This is a genomic window from Bdellovibrio bacteriovorus (assembly GCF_001592755.1).
Classification (GTDB): domain Bacteria; phylum Bdellovibrionota; class Bdellovibrionia; order Bdellovibrionales; family Bdellovibrionaceae; genus Bdellovibrio; species Bdellovibrio bacteriovorus_E.
This window is the reverse complement of the sequence record NZ_LUKF01000016.1, coordinates 478386-500448: the sequence shown is the minus strand read 5'-3', so window position 1 is coordinate 500448 and position 22063 is coordinate 478386. Positions and strand designations below refer to the sequence as shown.

The window sequence follows — 22063 nt, the reverse complement described above, 5'->3', positions numbered from 1 at the left end:
TCGACGCCACACTGCGCGCAGTATTTATCTTTCGGTTGCTGGAATCCACACCGTGGACAGTTGATTAACATAAAATCAGGTTAAGACAAAGCGACTTGACGCTCAATAGAATAATTCATACCTTGAAATCTCACGGGAATTCCTTACAGATCAGAGAGTCCGCAGCTATGAAAAAGTACAAACCGAAATCCGGCGAAAGAGTAGAGATCAAAGAAGAAGTGATCCCGCCCAAAGTCGAGCTGCCTTTTGAGTTCTCGCCTGAGCATTATCCCGTTTTGCTGCAAGAAGTGTTAGCCGCCTTTTATCCTTATCGCGAAAAAGAAAGTCCAACGTACTTCGATGGAACTTTTGGACGTGGAGGTCACTACTCGGCCATGCGCTATGTGATTCCCCAGATGAAAGCCACGGTCATGGACCAAGATCTAGCAGCGATTGGTTACGCGAAAACGCGCTTCCAGACGGAAGTCGAGCAGGGCCAGTTAAAGATAATACATGGAAATTTCTCTCAATTTTCAGAACATAATCTAAATAACTTTGATATGATGCTCTTAGATCTAGGTGTGAGCTCTCCGCAATTAGACCAGGCCGAACGAGGCTTTAGTTTTTATCACGATGGCCCCCTAGATATGCGAATGAATCAGCAACAAGGAATGACAGCAGAGATGCTTGTGAATACGGCTTCAGAGGATGAACTCATTCGAATCTTCAGAGAGTACGGCGAAGTGTATCGTCCGGCTCGTGTCGTACGCGCGATTGTTAACGATCGCAAAACCAAAGCATTCCAATCAACCAGTCAGCTTGCGGGCCTCATTGAACGCGTTGATGGCTGGCAGATCAAAGGTCATCATCCCGCTACAAAATATTTTATGGCTTTGCGCCTGGCAGTGAATTCGGAACTGGAAGTTGTCGAACAAGCTTTGCCTGCGATGATGAAAGCTTTAAATCCCGGTGGCCGTTTGGCCGTCATTTCTTTCCATTCTTTAGAAGATCGTATTGTGAAAAACATCTTCAAAGAGGCGGAAGATCTAGGTAGATCCGTTTATAAAAAAGTGATCGTTCCCACTCAGGAAGAGTGTGACAAAAACTCTCGCTCGCGTTCTGCGAAGTTGAGAGTCTTCGAGAGGAGTGCTCAGGATGAGCTCGGAAAACTTTAGGCAGCTAAAACCTTTTTTTAGCATTCTGGTTATCATCTTTACTTTGTTTTCCATCGTCTTCCTGCAAATGGAAGAACGTCGCATGGGCTATAGCGTTTTGAAACTGACTCGCGAGCATAAAAAAGTGTGGGAAGAAAAGCGCACCAAAGAAATTGCACTTGCGAAGATCACACGCCCGCAGCTTTTGGATACGATGGCTCAGCAAAAGTTCACACTTAAAAAAGTTCAGGCCAATCAGATCATTCACTTGACCGGCGCTATGACGAAAGAAGCCGATAAAGTAGTGAATAAAGACATTGCGAAAAAGGACCTGTAATTGAAATCACGTATTGTCATCATCTTTGTAGGTATTTTAGTTCTGTGGTCGGCGTTGATCCTGCGTGCGGGTTACTTGCAATTCCTTCCTAATGACAGATTAAACTCTTTGCAAAATAGACAGTTTCAAACCAAGGTCACTTTGCAGGCGCGCCGAGGGGCCATCGTTGATAGCAATGGTCGTGACTTGGCCATGTCGGCGGCGGCTTATTCTCTTTATGCCGATCCAAAAATTATCGAAAACCGCAAAGTCGCAGCAAAGAAATTAGCGAAGGCTTTAAATCAATCTTATGAATCTGTGTATTCGAAGATTAAAGATGGCAGTCGTCGTTTCGTTTGGATTCAGCGCATGTTGGATCAAGCGACCGCAGATGAAATTAAATCATGGGATATTCGCGGTCTTTCGTTTGTCGAAGAGTGGCGCCGTGTGTACCCGAACGAAACTTTATTGGCTCAGACTTTGGGTTTCTTGGGGATTGAAGGTCAGGGGCTTGAAGGTTTAGAGCTTGGTTACAATCAACTTCTTGCGGGCAACCAAAAGAAAGTATCCGTGAAGCGCGATGCCCGCGGACGTCCTTTGATCAATGACGGTTTGATGTTCATTGAAAACCCTGAAGGCAGTGAACTTCGTCTGACGGTGGATTCAGAACTTCAGTACCGACTTGAAAGTGAACTTGCGAATGCGGTTTCTACATTCGAAGCCGATCACGCGGTGGGTGTGATCTTAGAAGCAAAAACGTCGGCGGTTTTAGCGTTGGCCTCTGCGCCGACCTTTGATGTTAACAAAGCAATGAAGGCTCCTGGTGAGCATCGTCGTAACAAAATCGTGACGGACGCGTTTGAACCGGGTTCGACGATGAAGACTTTCGTGATCGCGGCCGCTTTGCGTGACGGATTGATTCAGCCAAATACAAAATTTTATTGTGAAAAAGGAAGCTTCAAAGTCGGTGATCGCATCATCCGCGAAGCTGAAACAAAAGAAAAGTTTGAAGATCTGACAGTGAGTGAAATTCTTGCGGTCTCTTCAAACGTCGGAACAACTAAGATCGCGTTTAAAATGGGGTCAGACAAACTTCGCCAAGGTCTTTTAGATTTCGGCTTTGGGCAAAGACTGGGTGTGGATCTTCCGGGCGAAGCGCGCGGCATGGTGCAGGCTCTTCCGTGGAGACAGCACTTGCTCAGTAATATTTCTTTTGGTCATGGTATCTCTGCGACTCCTTTGCAAGTGGCCAATGCCTTTGCTGCCATTGCAAATGGTGGTGTGTTGAACACTCCGTACATCGTTCACAGCATTCGTGATGCTGAAACAGGAGAGCTTAAAGAGACTGAAGTGAAGCCCATTCGACGTGTCTTGACGGCAGAGCAAGCGGCGCAAATGCGGGCGATGCTTGTTGGGGTGACGACGACAGGGGGAACGGGTGGCAACGCTCGTGTCGATGGTTTCATGGTCGGCGGAAAAACCGGGACGGCTCAGAAAGTCAATCCGAACGGACGTGGTTACTTAAAAGGCGCTTACATTTCTAGCTTCGGCGGATTCATTCCGGCAAATGACCCCAAGTTTGTGATTTACGTCGCCGTGGATTCTCCTCGCAAAGCTTATTATGGCGCGACAGTGGCGGCTCCGTTATTCTCGCGATTGGCTTCTTATGCGGTTCGCAAAGAAGGTATTGCTCCACTTCCGATGGCTGAGGTTTCGACTGTTGATAAAAAGGTGCGTCGTATTGCCGCTGAACCTAAACCAGTTGTGAAAATCCCACCGAAAGAAGTGTTAACCGCGACAGAGTTAGATAAAGTCACGGAAGTGGCGACAGGGGAAACTGTTCCGAACTTAAAGAACATGACCACACGTGAAGTTCTTCGCCGTATCAACGGTCAAGACTTGAAAGTGAAATTCGTCGGTCAGGGAGTCGTCGCCGATACCATTCCCGATGCGGGATCGATGGTTCCGGAAACAAAAGAGATCACGGTTATAATGAAATAAAAGTAAAGGGAAGATTGTGAAGATCTTCCCTTTTTTTGTCCGAGTTTTCTTCAAACATCGGCCACTTGTGTCAGTCTTTTCTTCCTCAGATAAAACCTAATCCCAGTTCATTCTTTGCTCGAAGAGTTTCAAAGCGAAGGCCAGATTGTTGTTGCTTCGCAGAACTCTTTCACAGAAAGTACACGGGTATGGAAATCCAGCAGGCATCGCAATCTGATCTACTAAAAAAATACTTCAATCTTCCGCAATTTCGTCGCGGGCAAAAAGAGATCATTGATGCGGTTCTTGCAAAAAAAGACGTCTTAGCCGTTCTGCCTACGGGAGGCGGTAAGTCTTTGTGTTATCAATATCCGGCTGTCCACTTTCAAAAGCTGGTGATTGTTATTTCACCTTTGATAGCTTTGATGAAAGACCAAGTGATGTCTTTACAAAGACTGGGCATTCCTGCGGGCTGTTTGCACTCAGGTCAATCGGACGATGAAAAACGCGATGTTTTTGCTGAGTTGAATAAAGGCGGCGCCTTTGTTTTGTACCTTTCGCCGGAAAGGGCTCAGAAAGAAGGCTTTCAAAAATGGATTCAACATCGTCAGATCGCTCTTTTTGCGGTGGACGAAGCTCACTGTGTATCACAGTGGGGGCATGATTTCCGTGAAGAGTATGCGCAATTAAGTGTCCTTAAGAAAATCTGCCCGCATGTGCCGATTCTTGCGCTCACGGCCTCGGCAACGCCGACGGTTCTGGATGATATTTCAAAGCATTTGAATTTGAAAAATCCGGAACGCATGGTTCACGGATTTTATCGCTCGAACCTTTATTATCAGGTGGAGCTTTGTGAAAACGAAGAGGCGAAGTTGGAATTGCTGCTTCAAAGTATCAAGTCCACGCCGCAAGGTCGAATCATCGTTTACTGTGGCACTCGCAAAGTGACAGAGACCACAGCGGCCCTTTTACAAAAAAAATTCAAACAAGTTGGTTTTTATCATGCGGGCTTAACGGCCGAAGTTCGCGCACAAACACAAGAAGCGTATGCCAACGGAGATCTTAGGATTCTTGTTGCGACGAACGCTTTTGGAATGGGGATTGACCAGCCCGACGTGCGTTTGGTCGTTCACTATCAAATCCCAGCCAACATCGATGCGCTTTATCAAGAGATGGGGCGTGGTGGCCGCGATGGGGCCGAGTCGACGTGCGTGGCCTTGTATTCAAAAAAAGACAAAGGCTTGCAGTCTTACTTCATTCACAGCTCAGAAGCGCCCGAAGAAATCAAAAGTGCTCGTTGGAGAAACTTAGAAGCCTTGGTGAACTATTCCGAAGGCGGCGAGTGTCGTCATGCGGAAATTCTAACTTACTACAAAGATTCTCAACGTATTGAGCGTTGCGGACACTGTGATAACTGTGATCCAAAATCTTCTCGTCGTATTTTGAAACCGCTGACGCCATCGTTGGTGCTGGATCAAACTTTAGAAAAAATTAAAACCTCATTGAAAAAGACCAAGAAACCCAAAGCTTCCGACATGGACTTTGTTTTGGATGAAGTTCAAGAGAAGCGTTACGAGATCCTTCGTCAATGGCGTAAAGCCAAGGCGAAAGAACTCGATGCGCCGGCGTTTGTGGTGTTCAGTGATCAGACTTTAAAGCACTTAGCGGTTAAGAATCCGCAAAACTTGGAAGAAATGAAATCTGTTTACGGTATCGGTGACGCTAAAATCGAAAAGTTCGGTTGGGATGTTTTAGCAGAGCTAACCCGCTAAAACTTGGCGTCTTATATCGTAGTACTTAAAAATCCTTCTAGTGATTCGTCCTCAGGCCCGCCATACTTTCTGTATGGCGACGGGATTTGATAAAAATAAAATCGTTCATTCTTTAGTTCAAAATCTTCAGCAGTCCTCATCTGCGGAAGGAGCTTGGCTGGGCGGATCTACCGCGACAGGCTTTGAAGATGATCTTTCTGATACGGATATTGTTATCATCAGCACGAATCCAGACGAAATCTTCCAAACAGTTGAGGACACTCTTAAAGGGATTGCGACCATCACCCATATTTGGAAGGTGGAAGATTCTCCCTGGAAAAACTTCGCCCAAAAATTCTATGTTTTAGATCAAACTTCCGAAACGTATTATCTGGATATCGGTGTTTTTCAATCGTTGTCTTCAGAAGATTATGCCGAGCATTTCAATGTCGAACGTCATGGTTCGCCGCAAGTTCTTTTTGATAAAAAAGATATCCTAAAACAGGCGTCGCAACAGCCTCGCTATGAAAGTTCGAAAAAAATCGAATGGTCTCAATGGATTGCGCGTTTTGAAATCCTGTACAGAACTTTCCTGAAAGAATCTTTACGAGGAAAGTACATTGACAGCTACACGTTCTATCAGAGACTGGTGATGATGTGGGTGCAGTTGGTCCGTAGACACAGGACCCCGCAGAAGCATGATTTTGGATTGAGATATCTGTATCGCGATTTGCCACCGACTGAATCGCAGTACATAGAGAAGCTGCTGCAAGTGCCGGATTTGAAATCCATGCAGGTGGCGGCCGCAGAACTAAGATCAAAAATTCAGACACTTCAGAAGGACGTTTCAGTATGAAGATTCTTGTATTGGGTGGGACTCGCTATTTTGGGAAAAGATTTGTGCACTCCCTGATTCGCGAAGGTCACGAAATCTGGGTGCTATCTCGAGGAAAGCAAGAAGATGATTTCGGGGCCCGTGTTCATCGTTTAAAAGGGGATCGAAAAAACAAAGAGTCCCTGGCGCAGGCCGTAGGATCTTTGAATTTTGACGTCGTCGTTGATCAGGTCTGTATGACTCCGGAAGATGCAGCGGCCAGTTGTGAGGTCTTCGCGGAAAAAACCTCTTACTACATTATGACTTCAACGATGTCGGTGTATGACTTAGGCGGCAATCTTCTGGAAGAAAATTACAACGCTTATATGTATCAGCCCAAAAAGCCCACAAATCCTGCGGAAGAGTACGGCGAAGGCAAAAGAGCCGCAGAACATTACTTCGCCACGAAAGCTCCTTTTAAATGCTCTTTTGCGCGCTTTCCGGTGGTTGTCGGCGAGGATGACTATACGGGAAGATTGTTGGGCCATATTCAGAAAATAAAAAAGGGCGAGCCTTTGTACTTCCCGAATTTAAATGCCAAGTTTTCTTTTATTACTTCAGAAGATGCGGCCCGGGCTCTTTTATGGCTCGTGCATACGAAGCATGAAGGACCCTTTAATTTTGCCTCTGAAGACGCCATTCCGTTGAAAGAGCTTGTGAGCGACATTGAATCCATCACGGGACGGAAAGCCCAGCTTTTGCAAGAACCTTCGCCTGAAAATTGGTCGCCTTATGGAATTTCGGAAGATTGGTTTTTAAATGTAGAGAAAGCGAAGAGCGCGGGCTTTCAATCAAAGCCCGCTCGCGAATGGTTGCATTCTTTACTAATCAGTTTGAATCGAGTTTAAGTACTCGCTGATTTTAATAATCACGGGGGCTGGGATTTCGTGACCTCCACGGAAGCTCAGCATAGATCCCTTCATGCCATTTTGATTTAAAAGAGTATTTAGTTTCTGCGCCTGTTTGTGGCCAAGAACTTGATCCATCTCGCCATGGCTTTGGAAGAAGCGCTGTCCTTCGCGTGCGGGGATAAGCTTTTTCCATTCTTCTTGATGAAGCAAGGTGCCTGACATAATGACAAGTCCCGCAGGTGTTTCGGGCGCACGCAGATAAATCTCTGTTGCCAGCATCGCACCTTGGCTAAAGCCACCCAGCACAATTTTGTTCCAAGGCACTTTGAGCTGACGAATCATTTCCATGGCCGCGTCGTAAGCTTTGGAAAGACCCTTCGGAGTGTCATTGCTGAAATCGCGATGTTCACCGCGGGCTTGCGCTTCTTGGATTTCCATCATGTTGATTGTCCACCAAGCGCGTCCCATCCATGCGGGACCAATAGGAACTTCTAAAATCCCATTCGGGAAAAGCCAGTTGTAAGTTTTCTTAGTGGAGATCATTTCTCCCAAAGAAAAAAGGTCATTACAATCAGCGCCAAAACCGTGGAAGAAGATCACCCAGGGCGCGTTATCGTCTTTATTTATTTCTTGGCAATGTATCTTTCCGAGTTGTCTCATAACTTAGTCATACGCTATTCTTGAAACCGAGTCTATGAAACTGAATAATCTCTTTTCCATCATTCCAGGAACTTCGAATTACACTTTGTCTGAGGCGGAAGTCAGCGGTGTCTTTAATGACGCGCGCTTGGTTGTTCCTGGCTCTGTTTTCGTTGCGATTCGTGGCAGCAAACTGGATGGACATAGTTTCTTAGGCGATGCTGTGGCAAAAGGGGCCGCCGCTTTGGTCGTTGAAGACAAGGCGAAAGTTCCCGCAGGTTATGCCGGTTTTGTATGGCAAACAGAAAATTCGCGTGAAACTTTGGATCTTTTAGCAAGTCGCTATTATCTGGATCCAGGGCAGGAACTTTTCTGTGTCGGTGTCACCGGAACGAACGGAAAAACGTCCGTCACGTACATGACTGAAGCGATTTTGAATGCTGGAAAAATTCCTACCGGTGTGATCGGCACCGTCAATCATCATTTGTTAGATAAAGTATGGCCTTCAGAAATGACGACGCCAGATCCTGTGTTTTTGCAAAAGCGCCTGCGCGAGTTCCGCGACGACGGAGCGATGGCCGTAGCGATGGAAGTTTCTTCGCACGCCCTTGATCAAAAGCGCGTCGACAGTGTGCCATTTAATACCGTGATCTTCACGAATCTCACGCGGGATCATTTGGATTATCACGAAACCATGGATCAGTATTTTGAAGCGAAACAAAGACTTTTCACGGATCTTCTTTGGAAGACAGAGAAGTCCCCATGTTATGCGATTGTGAATACCGCAGATAAATATGGCCGTCGTCTTAAAGTGGCGGATCCAGCGGTGCTGTGGACGTATGGTTCCAAGGATTCAGATATTCGTTATGAAATTTTGAAAATGGATTTTGCACTGACGCATTTTAAAGTGCAAACCCCTATGGGTGAAGGTGAGATCCGTCTTCCGATGTCTGGCACCCACAATGTGATGAATGCCCTAGCAGCTTTAGGTGCGGGTTTATCGGCGGGGATTCCTCTAGAAATTTGCATCAGCGCCTTAGATAGTTTCACCGGTGTTCCGGGGCGCCTACAATCAGTGCCTAATAAACAAGACCTCGCGGTTTTTGTCGACTATGCTCATTCTCCAGATGCTTTAGAAAACGTTTTAACCGCTTTAACAAAAGTGCGTGAGAACTTAAATTCTTCAGCGAAAATTTGGACCGTGTTTGGCTGCGGTGGCGACCGCGACAAAGGAAAACGTCCTTTGATGGCGCAGATGGCGCTGCGTTTTTCTGATCATGTCGTGATCACGTCGGACAATCCACGTACGGAAGATCCTCAACGCATTATCAATGATATTTTGGTAGGTGTGGCAGGCGCTGATAAATCAAAGGCGACAGTTTACATCGATCGTAAAGAAGCCATTCATCAAACTATTAAAAAGGCGCAGCCAGGCGATGTCGTTTTGATCGCGGGCAAGGGCCATGAAGACTACCAAATCATCGGCAAAGAAAAATTCCCGTTCAGTGACGTGAAAGTGGCCGAAGAAGCCTTACAAGGGAGATAAAAGCAATGAGAGCCATGGATGTGCAAACCATTGTAAAAGTCACAGGTGCTGAAGCTCTGGGATTGAAAGAAGAAAAATTTCAAGGCATCGGAACGGACACACGAGCGGACCTCAAAGGTCAGCTTTTCATCGCCCTCAAAGGCGAAGCTTTCGATGCACATCAGTTTTTAGATAAAGCGGTTCAGCAAGGAGCTTCAGGACTTCTAGTTCATGAAGACAGCGATCTTGTACAAAGATTAAAAGGCCAAGTGACGATTTTGAAAGTACCTGACACATTGAAGGCTCTTCAACAGTTGGGGACTTGGGCGCGCCGTCAGTCTAAAGCCATAGTTTTGGGAATCACGGGCTCTAACGGTAAGACGACAACGAAAGAATTTACGGCCGCTTTGATCGGCTCGGTTAAAAAAGTTCACTACAACAAAGGTTCTTTCAACAATCATTGGGGCGTTCCCTTCACCTTGTTGCAAATTCCTGCGGACGCCGAAGTCGCCGTTGTAGAAATGGGTATGAATCACGCCGGAGAAATCACAGAGCTAGTGCACATCGCAGAACCTGATGTGGTTGTCTGCACGATGGTGGGACGTGCGCACATGGAATTCTTCGGGACGATTGAAAAAGTCGCTGAAGCCAAAGAAGAAATCTATATTGCGTCTGGTTCTAACACTCTTCGCATTTACAATTTAGATAACGCACAAACTCACAAAATGTACGTGAGAGCGACAGAAAAATACCCGCACGAAAAACTTCTGACGTTTTCATCCGAAGACCCTCGTGCCGATGTGCATTTGACAATTGCCTCTATGAGCATGGGAGAACTATCGATCAAAGGAAGCATCAGTGGTCAGTCCGGCTCTGCCAGAGTCCAAGTCTTTGGATCTCAAAATCTGACGAATCTGATGGCTGCGGCGGCTTTGGGGCTAGCTGCAGGAATGACTCCGGCACAAGTATGGTCAGGTCTTCCTCACTGCAAAACAAATTGGGGCCGCAATCAGCTCGTGAATTTAAAATCGGGCGCGCAAATGATTTTTGATGCTTACAATGCAAATCCCGACAGCATGAAAGCTTTGATCGACAATATGAAGCTGTTAACGGTTTCGGGTCGAAAAGTCGGTGTGTTTGGTCAGATGCGTGAACTAGGAAGTGCCTCAGCCTCCTTGCATGAAGAACTGGGCACCTGGGTGGGACAAGCAGGATTCGATAAGGTTTATTTTATCGGTGACGACTATGAGGCCTTCGGGAAAGGCCTGCAAAAAGCCGGCTATAAAAATCCATCCCTGATCGAGAAAGATTTTAAGGAATCTTCAGGCCAGGATCTGGGTCAGTTTTTAAAATCTGGAGATATCGCGGTAGTGAAGGCGTCACGCGGGACAAAGCTGGAACGCTTTGTGTTCCCTTGTGAACCTTTAGATTTCGCGGAGAAGCAGTAACACGCTGAACCTTTGGCAGGTTCAGCGCTCTGGTAAAAAGCGCGAAATACATAATTTACTCCCACTTTTTATGGAACTTTTCGATTTTTTCGACCAGTTCCTTTTTCTGTTCAGGCGTTAAGCTTTTATGAAGAGCAGACACCTTATCAATGTATTTATCCGTTCTTGCATCCATGCGCGCCTGACGTTGTTTGATCACTTCTTTGATTTTGGCTTTATCAAGTTCTTCAGAAAGCAACATGGTTTTGAAATCACCATATAAAGACTGACGAACGGCTTTTTCTTCGGCGAAATCTTTTTTCACGTCTGCGGCGATATCATTTAGCAAGGCTTTTTGTTGCTCATTGAAATCAAACTTATCCGCGATTTTTTCGCTCACGGCATTGATTCTTTCTTCAGGACTGCGATGGCAACCCGTCATCAGACCGACGCCAGCGACCGCTAAGACAACGCCCAGAACACGGGGCCATTTTCTTTTATCTACGATTTTCATATCAACTCCTTCGGATGAGTGGGTTTCTTGAATATGAGTTTAGGTGGTTCTGAGGGCGAAGTGGTTGCCGGATTGTTAATATTTGTAACAAATTGTAACTGCTTGATTATTCAAGGGTTTGGGGCTTTCGCGAAATCTGTAAATGGATTAAGATACTTTTATGAATCGCATTGCCCTGATCGACGACGATCAAAAATTAGGAGAATTGTTAAAGCAGTATTTCAGTCAATTTGAACTGGAGACCGTGCAATTCACTTTTCCTTCAGAAGCTTTGTCCGCTTTAAAGCGTGAAAAGTTTGATGCGATTATTTTAGATGTGATGCTACCCGAAATGGATGGCTTTGAAGTGTGCAAAAAAATTCGAGGCTTCAGCGATCTGCCGATACTGATGCTCACAGCTCGCGGCGAAACTTCCGACAAAGTTTTAGGTCTGGAATTGGGAGTGGATGATTATCTGCCCAAACCTTTTGAAGCCCGCGAACTTGTGGCTCGTATGAAAAGTCTGATTCGCCGATATAAAAAGACTTCTGTCGGTGGAACTAAACTTCGTTCCGGAGCTCTCGTTTTAGACACCCAGCTTCGCACGGCTTTCTTAGAAGAGCAGAATTTGAATCTAAGTACGCACGAGTATGAATTATTGAAACTTCTGATGTCTTACGCCGGCCAAAGTCTTTCCCGTGATCGTATTATGGACGAACTTCGCGGCGTAGATTGGGAAGCCTATAATCGCAGCATTGATGTGGCGATCAGCCGTCTAAGACAAAAACTAAAAGACCCTGCCAAAACTCCTGTCTTCCTGCGCACTGTATGGGGAGAAGGATATTGCTTTATTGCTCCTGTGGAGGAAACACTGTGAAACCCCGTGGAATGAAACTTCTTATCAAAGTGTTTCTGGCATTTCTTCTGACATCACTTCTGATTGTCGGGGGCTTGGCTCTGTTAGGACATTCCTTAAGCCCTGAGAAATCTTTGTCGCCGGTGATTGAAAACAACGCCGTCAACTACTTTCAAAGTTTAGGTGCCAAAATTCAGAATGAAGACGACATTCGTCGTATCTATAAAGACCTGCAATTGCATGTCCGTCGTGAAGGCTTCGAACAGCTGGCTGACAGTCAGGGACTTCCCAGTTTTGCGACCACCGAAAAGATGGATAAGGATTTTTCAAATAAGCTTTCCTTAGGAAAAACCAACGGTTTCTACTTTGCAGAAGTTAAAGGCGTTACACCGCGCACTGTCTGGTTTATTTCGTATGATGAAATCCCTCGAGCGTGGTTGTTTCCTTTTCTTTGGGTGGCCTCTTTTATTTTCTTTATTATGGCGATCAGCTTTTTGACTATTCGTTGGATGATGTCTCCCATCAAGGTGGTCGTCGAAGGGGTGAACAAAATCTCGGAAGGGAATTTGAAGTACCGTATTAAAACAAATCATCGCGGCGAATTCGGTCTTATCGCGGATTCTTTCAACAACATGGCCGACGGCCTTGAAAAGATGATCGTCGCTAAAGAGCAGCTTCTTCGAGACGTCAGTCACGAATTGCGCAGTCCTTTGACTCGCGTCGGGGTGGCTGTGGATCTTTTAGCAGATGAAAAAATGAAGGCCTCCATAAAAGATGATCTTTCGAAGATGGAAGAATTGATTCATCAGATTTTGGAATCTTATCGTCTGAAAGAAGGGGCGAAGTCGCTTAAAAAGTCCAATGTGAATTTAAGCGAGCTCATTTCAAATGTCGCCTCTGATTACGAAGAGTCGATGAAGGTGCATCTGAATCTGCCGGAAGAGGCCTCCTTACATATGGATGCGATGCAAATGGAGCGTGTTTTGCGCAATCTCATTGAGAATTCGATGAAGTACGCGAAGCCTTCTGAACCTAACGAACTTACTATTTCCTTGCAGAAAGACTGTGATCACTGGGTTTTGAAATTGAAAGATCAAGGGATTGGAATTTCCGAAAAAGATCTGACTCATATCTTTGAGCCTTTTTATCGTGCTGATACCGCTAGGTCACCGGGGAAGTCGGGATTTGGATTGGGCTTAGCCATCGCTCGTGCCGTGATCGAAGCTCATGAGGGAACGATCACAGTCACCAGCAAAATGAATGTGGGAAGCGAGTTTACGATCCGTCTTCCTAAATAGTTAATTCGCGATACATCGTCTGCACTTCGTTGATACCGTATTTTCTTTCTAGACGGCGAACGACGAAGTGACCTCGAGCCATGTCTTGGAAATGATCCATAAAGATCACATTGACGGCGGCTCCACCTAAGGCTCCCACTAAAGGCATGAGTTGTGCGGCCGCTTTCTCTGCGACGACTAATTGAAAGCGTGATGCCACACTGGAAAGAAGTCTTACCATGATCGGCGCACTTTCTTCTGCCAGGCTTTTTCCAAGAAAAGCTTTTGCCGCATCGGTGAAGGCTTTGGATAAAGCCGCACGGGTCATGATGTAACCCGAACCCGCTGCATCGTCGGCAGTGCTCAGTCCACCAAACGCAAAAACTTCAAGGCAAGCCAGTTTCGTATCCACGTCTGAAATGTCTTCGCCTTCGCTTTGGGCGATGTCGATGATGGATCTCATCATCAAGGTTGTCGAAATAGGCAGTTCGATAAGAAGGGAGGCCGGGCCAAAAAAGCCTCCCGCGCCTCCTGTCCCGGCGACGGCCAGCTTATGTCCTAGGTTGTGTGAAGTTTTGTCGTTCGAAGGGGGCACGGTGCGCATCGCAAGATCGTAGGCGACGTGAATGGATTTTTCTGCCGCTTTATGCACGGTCTTCTGAACTTTATCTGGTAACAGGGAAAGGCCTTTTTCCACAGGGGCCCCGATCTTCGCGGCGATACGCGCGGTGAGTCCCGGCTTTTCTAAGAGTTCCTTAGCCAATCGAAGTGATTGCAGATCTATGGAATCCATTTGCATCGAAATCTCCTTCTGTGAATTTGCAAGAACACGTAACGCCATTTTACACGAAGTCTGGTGTTGCTGATTTGTTTTTTAGAGATAAAAATAAAAGTCACAACTTTTAACAATGAGGTTGAACATGGAATTTAAGCACGATGTTCAGGGTCACAAATTTCTTACTATGGTAGAGGGTGGGGAAGCGCATCTTCTTTATCGTCGTAAAGGAGATGTTTATGATCTATATGCCACCGAAGTTCCTCCGGAAGCTCGCGGGAAAAATGTTGCGGATCAATTGGTGCGCGAAGCCCTAAAAACAGCGAAGCAAGAAAACGCCCAAGTGATCGCAACATGCCCCTATGTCAAAAAATGGTTCGAAAAACATCCCGAAGAAAAATCCATCTTAAAGCACTAATGACGATCTTCGGATTTTTTAGGTGAGGGATGAACCACAGAGGAGCGTCCCGCACCGATGTCAGTATAGGCACCCGTTGGAGAGCCTTCGACATCTGGTTTCGCCATGTCTACGGCTCGGCCTTGCTTATCGGTATAACCGGAAGCGCGGGCATCACGCTCATTCATTTTTCCATAATTCATTTTATGACTGGCGAATCTGGGTTTCGTAGTTTTTTCTTTATTCATACAATCCCCCTTTTCAAAGTTAGATACCCGCTTGGCCTACCAAGTAGGCGGCTCGTTGCAGGGCCGGATTTACTAAGATCTCGCTCAAATTCCATGTGGTCGTATCTTCTTTTTTCAAAACCTGATGAAGAACCAAAAGCATGTCTTCTGTCGTCACGATACCCACCACTTCTTCCTCTTTAGTAATAAGAAAGGCAGAGACTTTTTCTTCAATCATCGCTTCCACGACATCATCGATCGGGGTGTCGATATCGAAAGTTTTAATGGGTGAGGTCATGATTTTGTCGACCGTCACCTCTAGCGAAGAAGCGCGCATTAAATCGCGGTCGGAAAGCATCCCGATGATGTAATCGTCTTCTTCGTCCATCACGGGCAGGTGACGAATCCAGTAGTTGGCCATCAGGCGTTGTGCCTCTGCAGCTGTGGCTGTTGTCGGCACAGTGATAAGCTTACGACTTATGTGATTTTTTAATACGAGTTTCACAACGGACCTCCTTCATCACGTTTCAATTTTATCATTTCTAAAGGTCTGTGACATGACGACTGTCATATCTCATAAGGTTTATAAAACATTAGTAATATCAATTAGTTATAAAGTTTTTCTTGCTTTTGCGAATCCGTTCATGCTAAACCCTTTAAGTTCCTAGGAAATTTAAATTTACAAGTCACAACAGAGGATATCTCCAGCATGCTTTATCAATGGCTTTATTCGATGGCGGATCAGTTTTCGCCTCTGAATGTTTTCAGGTACTTAACTGTCCGTACGTTTATCTCGTTCTTCACGGCCTTTTTGCTGTGTTGGATGTGGGGACCTTACTTCATTCGTCGTTTGCAGATGAAGCACTTTGGGCAAGCGATCCGCGATGACGGTCCTCAAACACATAAGAAAAAAGCGGGAACACCGACAATGGGTGGAGGATTGATTCTTCTTTCCACTTTGATTCCGTGTCTTCTTTGGGTCGACATGACGAATGCTTTGGTGTGGGCGGTGCTGCTTATCACTTGGGGCTTTGGTTTGATCGGTTACATGGATGACTGGCTCAAAGTGAGTAAGAAAAACTCCAAAGGTCTTTCTGGTAAAATCCGTTTGGCCGGAGAGTTTTTAATCAGCGGTGGAGTGATTGCTTACTTAGTTCACTATCACGGACTCAGCACAGCGGTGACAATTCCTTTTATAAAATCCGTTTCTTTGGAGCTTGGCTACCTCTACATCGTGTTTGCATCTTTAGTGATTGTGGGTACAGCCAATGCGGTGAATTTAACTGACGGTTTAGATGGTTTGGCGATTGTTCCGGTGATGATCTCAGCGGCGACTTTAGGTTTATTTGCCTACGTCACAGGTCACTTTTCCATCGCGAATTACCTGCAAATCCCGCATGTGATCGGGGCGGGTGAATTAACTCCGGTTGCAGCGACGATTGTTGCTGCAGGAATGGGATTTTTGTGGTTTAACGCGTACCCCGCACAAGTATTCATGGGGGACGTGGGATCGCTTTCATTGGGCGGTTTCTTGGGCACCATGGCCGTGATCACTCAGAACGAACTTTTAATGGTTGTTCTTGGTGGTGTGTTCGTGGTGGAAGCGTTGTCGGTCATCACTCAGGTGATTTCATTTAAGATGACCGGGAAGCGTGTGTTTAAAATGGCGCCGATTCACCATCACTTTGAATTGGGTGGTTTAACAGAAACAAAGATCATCGTGCGTTTCTGGATCATCTCTATTTTGCTTGCAGTATTAAGTCTTTCGACTCTGAAGTTGAGGTAAGAAAATGTATAAAGAGTTTAGCGAATTAAAAGATAAAAGAATTCTTGTCGTCGGTCTTGGTAAGACGGGGGCCTCTTTGGCGCACTTCCTGACTAAGCATGGCGCGCAAGTGACAGTGACGGATCATAAATCCAAACCTGAACTTTCGACTCAGTTAGAACAATTGGGTGATTTGCCAATCAAGTTTGAATTGGGCGGTCACAGTCCAAAAACTTTCATTGCGCAAGATCTTGTGATCTTGTCACCGGGCGTACCTAGCAATTTGAAAATCTTCGATTACGCAAGATCTCAAGGTATCCGCATCACGGGCGAGTTTGAATTCTCTGCAGGCTTTATCAAAGAACCTATCATTGGTTTGACGGGAACAAACGGTAAAACGACTGTTGCGAAAATCACCGAAGCGATTCTTAAAGAATCCGGCATCAAAACTTGGGTGGGTGGCGCGAATGAAAAACCTTTGGTTGATTACTTGCGCTCTGAAGAAAAAGCGCAAGTGGTGATCGCGGAAGTTTCTAGCTTCATGCTTGAACACTGTGACACGTTCAACCCGATGAACATCGTGTTCACGAACTTGGCCGAAAATCATTTGGATCGTTATCGCTCTATGGAAGAGTACGTAAACGCCAAAAGACGTATTTTCAAAAACACAAATCAAGCGACAACAAGCATCTTGAATGCTGACGACAACGCGGTTGTTGAGTTGGCGCGTGATCCAGCGGTTCAACGCGGAAGAATTTTCTACTTCTCTCGCAAACCGGCTTTAGAGCCACAAATCATGAACATCGGTGGTGCGGTGAATATCGGTGATGAGATCCGTGTTCGCACAGGTCCCGAGATCGAAACTTTCACGATCAAGAACATGAAAATGCGCGGTAAGCACTCTGTTGAAAACGTGATGGCCGCGATCCTGGCATCTCGTGAACACGGGGCAACTCGCGAAGCTGTTCAAAAAGTGATCGACAGTTTCTCAGGTCTTCCACACCGTATCGAGTATGTTCGTAAAGTGGGCGGAGTTCTTTTCTACAACGACTCTAAAGCAACAAACGTGCACGCGGTTCTTCGCGCTTTGGACACTTTCGATGAAAACGTGATTTTGATCGCGGGTGGTAAAGATACGAATTTGAATTACGAACCTTTGCGTACTGCCGTGAAAAGAAAGGTGAAGACCTTGATTTTAGTCGGGGAAGCCAAAGAAAGAATCAACCGTGACCTCGGTGACTTCTCTGAGACTTTCTTGATCGGTACATTTGAGGAGGCGGTTCTTATCGCTTACCAAAAGTCCAGAATCGGCGACACCGTTCTTCTATCTCCAGGCTGCTCAAGCTTCGACATGTTTGACAGTTTCGAAGAGCGCGGCGATTATTTCAAAGAAATCGTGAGAAAGTTTCATTGACCGGCGGAGCCGGCAGAGCGCAGGGCGCGCGCACGCGCGCCCGTAGCTGAAGCAGCTCACCAAGCATCAGACCGTCCAAGAAGGACGGTCTTCTTTTAGCCAGGAGGCTTAAGTGTCCCAACGTCTTTTCATCCTCTTCACATCTTCCGCTCTTCTTCTTTCCGGTTGCGCTTCCGGAACTTTTAAAGCTCGCCAGGAACAACGTGAAAAATTAGCAGCTAGCACCGGAATGTACTGTGAATTCGTCAGCGGTGATTTGAATCCTGACTTGGATGTAGAACTCAGTATGCAAATGGCGCGTCGCTGTGACGCGAATCGCAACTTCTCGATCACTAACTACAAAAACTCTTCAGACCAAAATGGTGTGATCTACTGCTGTGCTTCGACAAAGAAGGGTGCAGTGACGGCTAAGAAGGCGATTTCAGCTCCGGCTCCTAAAGCGGAAACGGAAGATCCCAACGCCGAAGTGATCTCCGAATAAGCGGGTCCAGCTTTTAAAAACTCAAATTGAGAGTCATAGACGATAAATTGGACTTCTGATTAACTAAAGGTCGGGAGTCCCATCTATGTTGAGATATTTGTCTAGCAGCTTGTTTTTAGCCATCATCACTCTTCTGGGTATTGGCCTTGTCCAAGTTTATTCTTCCAGTTTTATTTTCGCGATCGAATCTTACGGCGACGGCCTTTTCTTCTTTAAGCGACAACTGATCTTCGCCTTAATTGCCTTTGCGGTTCTGATTGCGACCATTCATATTCCCTTTCGCTACATTGAAAAATACGGCTGGGCTTTTTGGCTTTTAGCGACGTTGGGTGTATTAGCGACCTATGTTCCGGGCTTGGGTGTTCGCGTTGGTGGGGCTATGCGCTGGATTCAACTTCCTTTAGGGATTCGTTTTGAACCGGGGGAATTGCTGAAAATTTCATTCAGTCTTTTGTTCGCAAGTCTTGTGGTCCGCCAGGAAAACTTCTTAGCCCGTGTGAAGTGGCATTGGATCGTTCTATTTATGATCTTCCCGTTGGGACTTTTATTGAAGCAACCTGACTTCGGAACTTTCGCCATCATCATGATGGTGGGTGTGACTTTGCTTTTTGCGTTCGGTTTACAGTGGAAATACATTATCGCGTCCTTTGCGGTTTTGATCCCTGCGTTTTATTTTCTGGTGATGTCGGTTCCTTACCGTCGTGCCCGTGTCCTGGCGTTCTTAGACCCGTGGTCGGACCCGGCGCAAAAAGGTTTCCAGGTGATTCAGAGTATGCTCAGTTTTCACTCGGGTGGTTTGACGGGCGCTGGTTTGGGACAAGGACAAGGAAAACTCTTCTTCTTACCTGAAGCGCACACGGATTTCACGATGGCGGTATTGGGTGAAGAGATGGGCTTCATCGGTTTTGTGGCGATTTTGGCTCTGTACGGATTCGTAGTTTTCCGCGGCATCCAGATCGCAGTGAAAGCTGAAGAACCCTTTAAAAGAGCGTTGGCCCTAGGTTTGTCAGTGACTTTTGGACTGAGTGTCTTTATCAATGCGGGGGTGGTCATGGGACTTCTTCCGACGAAAGGTTTGACTCTACCATTCTTGAGTTACGGCGGAAGTTCTTTGGTATCATTGTGTTTTATGTTTGGTTTGATCCTGAATATCGAAAACTCTTTTGAAGAGGATAAATTTTCTCGTCGATTCGGATCACGCTGGACGCATTCGAAGGTGAAAAACTAATGAGTAAAAAGACGATTGTGATCGCGGGTGGTGGGACCGGTGGTCACATTTATCCTGGTATAGCAATCGCACGCGCCATTCAAAAAATGGATCCTAGTGTGGAAGTTCATTTTGTCGGCACGGCGATGGGTTTAGAGACGAAGATTGTTCCTCGCGAAGGTTTCCCACTTCACTTGATTGAGTCGGGCAAGCTCAATGTGAAAAGCCCCGTTCAAAAGCTGAAAACTCTTTTCAAAATTCCCTTGGGTGTTTGGCAGTCGATTCGCTTATTAGGACAATTAAAACCTCTGTACGTGATCGGTGTAGGCGGTTATGCCTCAGGTCCTTTTGTGCTTGCCGCTAGTATTATTGGATTTAACACCGCGATCTGGGAGCCGAATGCAATGCCAGGAATGGCGAATCGTCTGCTGGCAAGATTCGTGGATAAATGTTTTGTCGTCTTTTCCGAAGCAAAGAAGCATTTAAAAAGTGACAACGTGATTCAAGCCGGTATGCCGGTGCGTGAAGAGATTGAAAATGCGCAGACAGAAAAAAGGGAAGATGAAAACTTTCATCTGCTTTCTTTCGGTGGCAGTCAAGGGGCCCGCGCCATCAATAACTGCCTCAGTGATGCCATCATGTCCGGCGGAGAATGGGTTCGCAATTTATCTGTCGTTCATCAACTCGGTTCTTTGGATTTCAAAACCATTTCGGAAAAATATCGTGGAGCTCCTTGCAGTGTTGAGCCACAAGAGTTCATCTACGACATGCCAAAATACTATCGTTGGGCCGACATCATCGTCAGTCGCGGTGGCGCCAGCTCCATCGCAGAGGCTGCGGCTTTCGGGATTATTCCTATCATTATTCCTTTGCCAGCCGCCGACAATCATCAGCAAAAAAATGCTGAAAGTCTTGTGTCAAAAAATGCCGGTCGCATGATTTTACAGAAAGATTTAACTCCGGAAAGATTGATTTCAGAAGTTCAATCTTTAAGAAACGATAAAGCTTTGCGTGAACAGATGGTTCAGAATATAAAGAACTTCTACATCCCTCAAGCGGCGACCACGATCGCAAAGGAAATCTTGCAATGAAGTTACAACAAGCCAAATTTCATTTCGTAGGTATCGGGGGCATCGGTATGTGTGGGCTCGCGGAGCTTCTTCACAATATCGGCGCAAAAGTTTCAGGCAGTGATATCGCAGATAACGCCAATACAGAACGTCTTCGCGAAATTGGAGTGAAAGTCTTTAAAGGACATCAGTCCTCTAATGTGGGTGACGCGGATGTGGTGGTTTATTCCAGCGCTATTCAATATGGAAACCCCGAGATTTCTGAAGCCCGTGCTCGTCAAATTCCGTTAATTCCTCGAGCGGAAGCTTTGGCCGAAATCATGCGTCTTAAGCGTGGTGTTGCCGTTGCCGGCACTCACGGTAAAACGACGACGACGTCGATGACGTCCGCGATTTTCTTAGAAGCCAATTTAAGTCCCACCATTGTTGTCGGTGGACGTTTTGAATTGATCAAATCCACGGCGATGTTGGGTTCCGGTGACTGGTTGGTCGCTGAAGCCGATGAGTCTGATGGCAGCTTCCAAAAACTTTCTCCGGAAGTGGCGATCATCACGAACGTGGATTCCGACCATTTGGATCACTATAAGACTTTTGAAAACTTGCAAAAAAGTTTTTATGACTTTGCCCAGAAGGTTCCTTTCTATGGAAAAGTCATCGCTTGCGGTGATGATCCGGTGATCCGTCAGATTTTTGAAAACTTCCCAAAACGTATTTTGTTCTATGGTTTTGATGAAAAGAACGACTTGGTTCTTTCGGGTGAGCAAGGCAATTATTCTTTGTATCGCGGCGACCGTCTTTTAGGAACGCGCCACTTGGTGGGCGAATTCAGTTTGAAAGTTCCCGGTCGTCATAATGCTTTGAATGCGACAGCGGCCATCTGTGCGGGTGTCGCGGCGGGAATTCCATTTGCCACTTGTGCAAAAGGTCTGCAACGATTTGAAGGTGTGGATCGTCGATTCCACTTTAAAGGCGAAAAGCGCGGCATCAGAATTTACGATGACTACGGTCACCATCCCACAGAAGTGCGCGCGGTCTTGCAAGCCTTCCGTGAAAAGTATCCGGGTCAACGCCTGGTTGTCTTCTTCCAACCGCATCGTTATTCACGCACGCAACACTGCTGGCATGATTTCACGACGGCTTTCAAAGAGGCAGACACAGTTCTTCTGACGGATATCTATGCGGCGGGTGAAGCGCCTATTCCTGGAATCAGCAGTGAAAAGCTAGCTTTAGATATGAAACATGCCAATGCTTCTTATTTCCTTCGTGATGAGAAGGCTACTCAGAAGGTGCTGGGCCTCCTCAAAGAAGGCGATGTCTTCGTCACTCTAGGAGCCGGCGACGGATGGAAACTTGGTCTTGATGTTTTGAATCAGCTTTAAAATCAGAGCCACCGGTGGGCTGCGGAAGTGAAGGGAGCTGCTAGGGATCTCCTCGCTTCGGTCGGCACGCCATCCGGGCTCAGTTGCCGCCGCACTTCGTGCGGTTCGCGGATGTTTCGGGCTCCTGCCCTCAACCCCTTCGGGGCTGACGCGCAAAAATAGCATCCTGCTATTTTTGTCCTGGCGCCGGCAAAGGCCTTCCTTCGGAGGAGATCCCTAGCAGCTC

At 46.4% G+C, this 22063-nt stretch carries 22 protein-coding genes; 17 read left to right on the top strand and 5 right to left on the bottom strand.

The window, feature by feature from the left end:
• Positions 1 to 167: 167 nt before the first annotated feature.
• The 6 genes from rsmH (at position 168) to AZI85_RS12020 (ending at position 6902) form a co-directional block, all read left to right on the top strand.
• On the top strand, positions 168 to 1154 hold the full coding sequence (rsmH, locus tag AZI85_RS12045) for a 16S rRNA (cytosine(1402)-N(4))-methyltransferase RsmH (RefSeq protein WP_063244269.1): 987 nt from the start codon (positions 168 to 170) through the stop codon (positions 1152 to 1154).
• On the top strand, positions 1135 to 1470 hold the full coding sequence (locus AZI85_RS12040; protein ID WP_063244268.1) for a hypothetical protein: 336 nt from the start codon (positions 1135 to 1137) through the stop codon (positions 1468 to 1470). Before rsmH ends, AZI85_RS12040 begins: the two co-directional genes overlap by 20 nt.
• Complete coding sequence (locus AZI85_RS12035; protein ID WP_063244267.1) at positions 1471 to 3450, top strand: penicillin-binding transpeptidase domain-containing protein; 1980 nt, start codon at positions 1471 to 1473, stop codon at positions 3448 to 3450.
• 188 nt (positions 3451 to 3638) lie between these two features.
• Entirely contained in the window at positions 3639 to 5201 is a 1563-nt protein-coding gene (locus AZI85_RS12030; RefSeq protein WP_063244266.1) for a RecQ family ATP-dependent DNA helicase, read from the top strand.
• Between the two features lie 40 nt (positions 5202 to 5241).
• Positions 5242 to 6036, top strand: coding sequence for a hypothetical protein (locus AZI85_RS12025; RefSeq protein WP_155724008.1), 795 nt, complete (start codon positions 5242 to 5244; stop codon positions 6034 to 6036).
• Complete coding sequence (locus AZI85_RS12020) at positions 6033 to 6902, top strand: NAD-dependent epimerase/dehydratase family protein (RefSeq protein WP_063244264.1); 870 nt, start codon at positions 6033 to 6035, stop codon at positions 6900 to 6902. Before AZI85_RS12025 ends, AZI85_RS12020 begins: the two co-directional genes overlap by 4 nt.
• Here the strand turns inward: AZI85_RS12020 and AZI85_RS12015 are convergent.
• Entirely contained in the window at positions 6879 to 7565 is a 687-nt protein-coding gene (locus tag AZI85_RS12015; RefSeq protein WP_063244263.1) for an alpha/beta hydrolase, read from the bottom strand. The genes AZI85_RS12020 and AZI85_RS12015 overlap by 24 nt on opposite strands.
• A gap of 34 nt (positions 7566 to 7599) precedes the next feature.
• On the opposite strand from AZI85_RS12015, the gene AZI85_RS12010 reads away from it, so the two are divergent.
• Both AZI85_RS12010 and AZI85_RS12005 read left to right on the top strand, forming a co-directional pair.
• Positions 7600 to 9090 (top strand): UDP-N-acetylmuramoyl-L-alanyl-D-glutamate--2,6-diaminopimelate ligase, encoded by a 1491-nt coding sequence (locus AZI85_RS12010; RefSeq protein WP_063244262.1) that lies wholly within the window; start codon positions 7600 to 7602, stop codon positions 9088 to 9090.
• A 5-nt stretch (positions 9091 to 9095) separates the two neighbouring features.
• Entirely contained in the window at positions 9096 to 10517 is a 1422-nt protein-coding gene (locus AZI85_RS12005) for a UDP-N-acetylmuramoyl-tripeptide--D-alanyl-D-alanine ligase (RefSeq protein ID WP_063244261.1), read from the top strand.
• 55 nt (positions 10518 to 10572) lie between these two features.
• Here AZI85_RS12005 and AZI85_RS12000 read toward each other — a convergent pair whose 3' ends face one another.
• Positions 10573 to 11010 (bottom strand): Spy/CpxP family protein refolding chaperone, encoded by a 438-nt coding sequence (locus AZI85_RS12000; RefSeq protein ID WP_063244260.1) that lies wholly within the window; start codon positions 11008 to 11010, stop codon positions 10573 to 10575.
• A 160-nt stretch (positions 11011 to 11170) separates the two neighbouring features.
• On the opposite strand from AZI85_RS12000, the gene AZI85_RS11995 reads away from it, so the two are divergent.
• Both AZI85_RS11995 and AZI85_RS11990 read left to right on the top strand, forming a co-directional pair.
• Positions 11171 to 11866: a response regulator transcription factor gene (locus AZI85_RS11995; RefSeq protein ID WP_063244259.1), complete on the top strand. Its 696-nt coding sequence runs from the start codon at positions 11171 to 11173 to the stop codon at positions 11864 to 11866.
• Positions 11863 to 13143, top strand: coding sequence for a sensor histidine kinase (locus tag AZI85_RS11990; protein ID WP_063244258.1), 1281 nt, complete (start codon positions 11863 to 11865; stop codon positions 13141 to 13143). Before AZI85_RS11995 ends, AZI85_RS11990 begins: the two co-directional genes overlap by 4 nt.
• Here the strand turns inward: AZI85_RS11990 and AZI85_RS11985 are convergent.
• Positions 13136 to 13921 carry an EcsC family protein gene (locus AZI85_RS11985; protein WP_063244257.1) on the bottom strand — a complete coding sequence of 262 codons (786 nt, stop codon included), beginning with the start codon at positions 13919 to 13921 and terminating at the stop codon, positions 13136 to 13138. The two genes, AZI85_RS11990 and AZI85_RS11985, sit on opposite strands and share 8 nt — an antisense overlap.
• Positions 13922 to 14042: 121 nt before the next feature.
• Between AZI85_RS11985 and AZI85_RS11980 the strand changes: the two genes are divergently transcribed.
• On the top strand, positions 14043 to 14315 hold the full coding sequence (locus tag AZI85_RS11980) for a GNAT family N-acetyltransferase (RefSeq protein WP_063244256.1): 273 nt from the start codon (positions 14043 to 14045) through the stop codon (positions 14313 to 14315).
• Here AZI85_RS11980 and AZI85_RS11975 read toward each other — a convergent pair.
• Both AZI85_RS11975 and AZI85_RS11970 read right to left on the bottom strand, forming a co-directional pair.
• The gene (locus AZI85_RS11975; protein WP_063244255.1) at positions 14312 to 14542 is read right to left on the bottom strand and encodes a hypothetical protein; all 231 of its coding nucleotides are present in this window, start codon (positions 14540 to 14542) and stop codon (positions 14312 to 14314) included. The genes AZI85_RS11980 and AZI85_RS11975 overlap by 4 nt on opposite strands.
• 19 nt (positions 14543 to 14561) lie before the next feature.
• The gene (locus tag AZI85_RS11970; protein ID WP_063244254.1) at positions 14562 to 15026 is read right to left on the bottom strand and encodes a CBS domain-containing protein; all 465 of its coding nucleotides are present in this window, start codon (positions 15024 to 15026) and stop codon (positions 14562 to 14564) included.
• A 204-nt stretch (positions 15027 to 15230) separates the two neighbouring features.
• On the opposite strand from AZI85_RS11970, the gene mraY reads away from it, so the two are divergent.
• The 6 genes from mraY to murC all read left to right on the top strand — a co-directional run bounded on the left by mraY (position 15231) and on the right by murC (position 21837).
• Entirely contained in the window at positions 15231 to 16307 is a 1077-nt protein-coding gene (mraY, locus tag AZI85_RS11965) for a phospho-N-acetylmuramoyl-pentapeptide-transferase (protein WP_063205030.1), read from the top strand.
• Positions 16308 to 16311: 4 nt separating this feature from the next.
• Positions 16312 to 17700, top strand: coding sequence for a UDP-N-acetylmuramoyl-L-alanine--D-glutamate ligase (gene murD / locus AZI85_RS11960; protein WP_063244253.1), 1389 nt, complete (start codon positions 16312 to 16314; stop codon positions 17698 to 17700).
• Positions 17701 to 17812: 112 nt separating this feature from the next.
• Complete coding sequence (locus tag AZI85_RS11955; protein ID WP_063244252.1) at positions 17813 to 18181, top strand: hypothetical protein; 369 nt, start codon at positions 17813 to 17815, stop codon at positions 18179 to 18181.
• An 85-nt stretch (positions 18182 to 18266) separates the two neighbouring features.
• Positions 18267 to 19409, top strand: coding sequence for a putative lipid II flippase FtsW (gene ftsW, locus AZI85_RS11950; RefSeq protein WP_063244251.1), 1143 nt, complete (start codon positions 18267 to 18269; stop codon positions 19407 to 19409).
• On the top strand, positions 19409 to 20479 hold the full coding sequence (murG, locus tag AZI85_RS11945) for an undecaprenyldiphospho-muramoylpentapeptide beta-N-acetylglucosaminyltransferase (RefSeq protein ID WP_063244250.1): 1071 nt from the start codon (positions 19409 to 19411) through the stop codon (positions 20477 to 20479). The genes ftsW and murG overlap by 1 nt, the downstream gene beginning before the upstream one ends.
• Positions 20476 to 21837, top strand: coding sequence for a UDP-N-acetylmuramate--L-alanine ligase (gene murC, locus AZI85_RS11940; RefSeq protein ID WP_063244249.1), 1362 nt, complete (start codon positions 20476 to 20478; stop codon positions 21835 to 21837). The genes murG and murC overlap by 4 nt, the downstream gene beginning before the upstream one ends.
• The last annotated feature ends 226 nt before the right edge of the window (positions 21838 to 22063 follow it).

Bases quoted from the DNA above. Each gene is read 5' to 3' on its own strand.
- rsmH (WP_063244269.1), top strand. From the start codon at position 168: ATGAAAAAGTACAAACCGAAATCCGGCGAAAGAGTAGAGATCAAAGAA.
- AZI85_RS12040 (WP_063244268.1), top strand. From the start codon at position 1,135: ATGAGCTCGGAAAACTTTAGGCAGCTAAAACCTTTTTTTAGCATTCTG.
- AZI85_RS12030 (WP_063244266.1), top strand. From the start codon at position 3,639: ATGGAAATCCAGCAGGCATCGCAATCTGATCTACTAAAAAAATACTTC.
- AZI85_RS12020 (WP_063244264.1), top strand. From the start codon at position 6,033: ATGAAGATTCTTGTATTGGGTGGGACTCGCTATTTTGGGAAAAGATTT.
- AZI85_RS12015 (WP_063244263.1), bottom strand. From the start codon at position 7,565: ATGAGACAACTCGGAAAGATACATTGCCAAGAAATAAATAAAGACGAT.
- AZI85_RS12010 (WP_063244262.1), top strand. From the start codon at position 7,600: ATGAAACTGAATAATCTCTTTTCCATCATTCCAGGAACTTCGAATTAC.
- AZI85_RS12005 (WP_063244261.1), top strand. From the start codon at position 9,096: ATGAGAGCCATGGATGTGCAAACCATTGTAAAAGTCACAGGTGCTGAA.
- AZI85_RS12000 (WP_063244260.1), bottom strand. From the start codon at position 11,010: ATGAAAATCGTAGATAAAAGAAAATGGCCCCGTGTTCTGGGCGTTGTC.
- AZI85_RS11995 (WP_063244259.1), top strand. From the start codon at position 11,171: ATGAATCGCATTGCCCTGATCGACGACGATCAAAAATTAGGAGAATTG.
- AZI85_RS11985 (WP_063244257.1), bottom strand. From the start codon at position 13,921: ATGCAAATGGATTCCATAGATCTGCAATCACTTCGATTGGCTAAGGAA.
- AZI85_RS11980 (WP_063244256.1), top strand. From the start codon at position 14,043: ATGGAATTTAAGCACGATGTTCAGGGTCACAAATTTCTTACTATGGTA.
- AZI85_RS11975 (WP_063244255.1), bottom strand. From the start codon at position 14,542: ATGAATAAAGAAAAAACTACGAAACCCAGATTCGCCAGTCATAAAATG.
- mraY (WP_063205030.1), top strand. From the start codon at position 15,231: ATGCTTTATCAATGGCTTTATTCGATGGCGGATCAGTTTTCGCCTCTG.
- murD (WP_063244253.1), top strand. From the start codon at position 16,312: ATGTATAAAGAGTTTAGCGAATTAAAAGATAAAAGAATTCTTGTCGTC.
- ftsW (WP_063244251.1), top strand. From the start codon at position 18,267: ATGTTGAGATATTTGTCTAGCAGCTTGTTTTTAGCCATCATCACTCTT.
- murG (WP_063244250.1), top strand. From the start codon at position 19,409: ATGAGTAAAAAGACGATTGTGATCGCGGGTGGTGGGACCGGTGGTCAC.
- murC (WP_063244249.1), top strand. From the start codon at position 20,476: ATGAAGTTACAACAAGCCAAATTTCATTTCGTAGGTATCGGGGGCATC.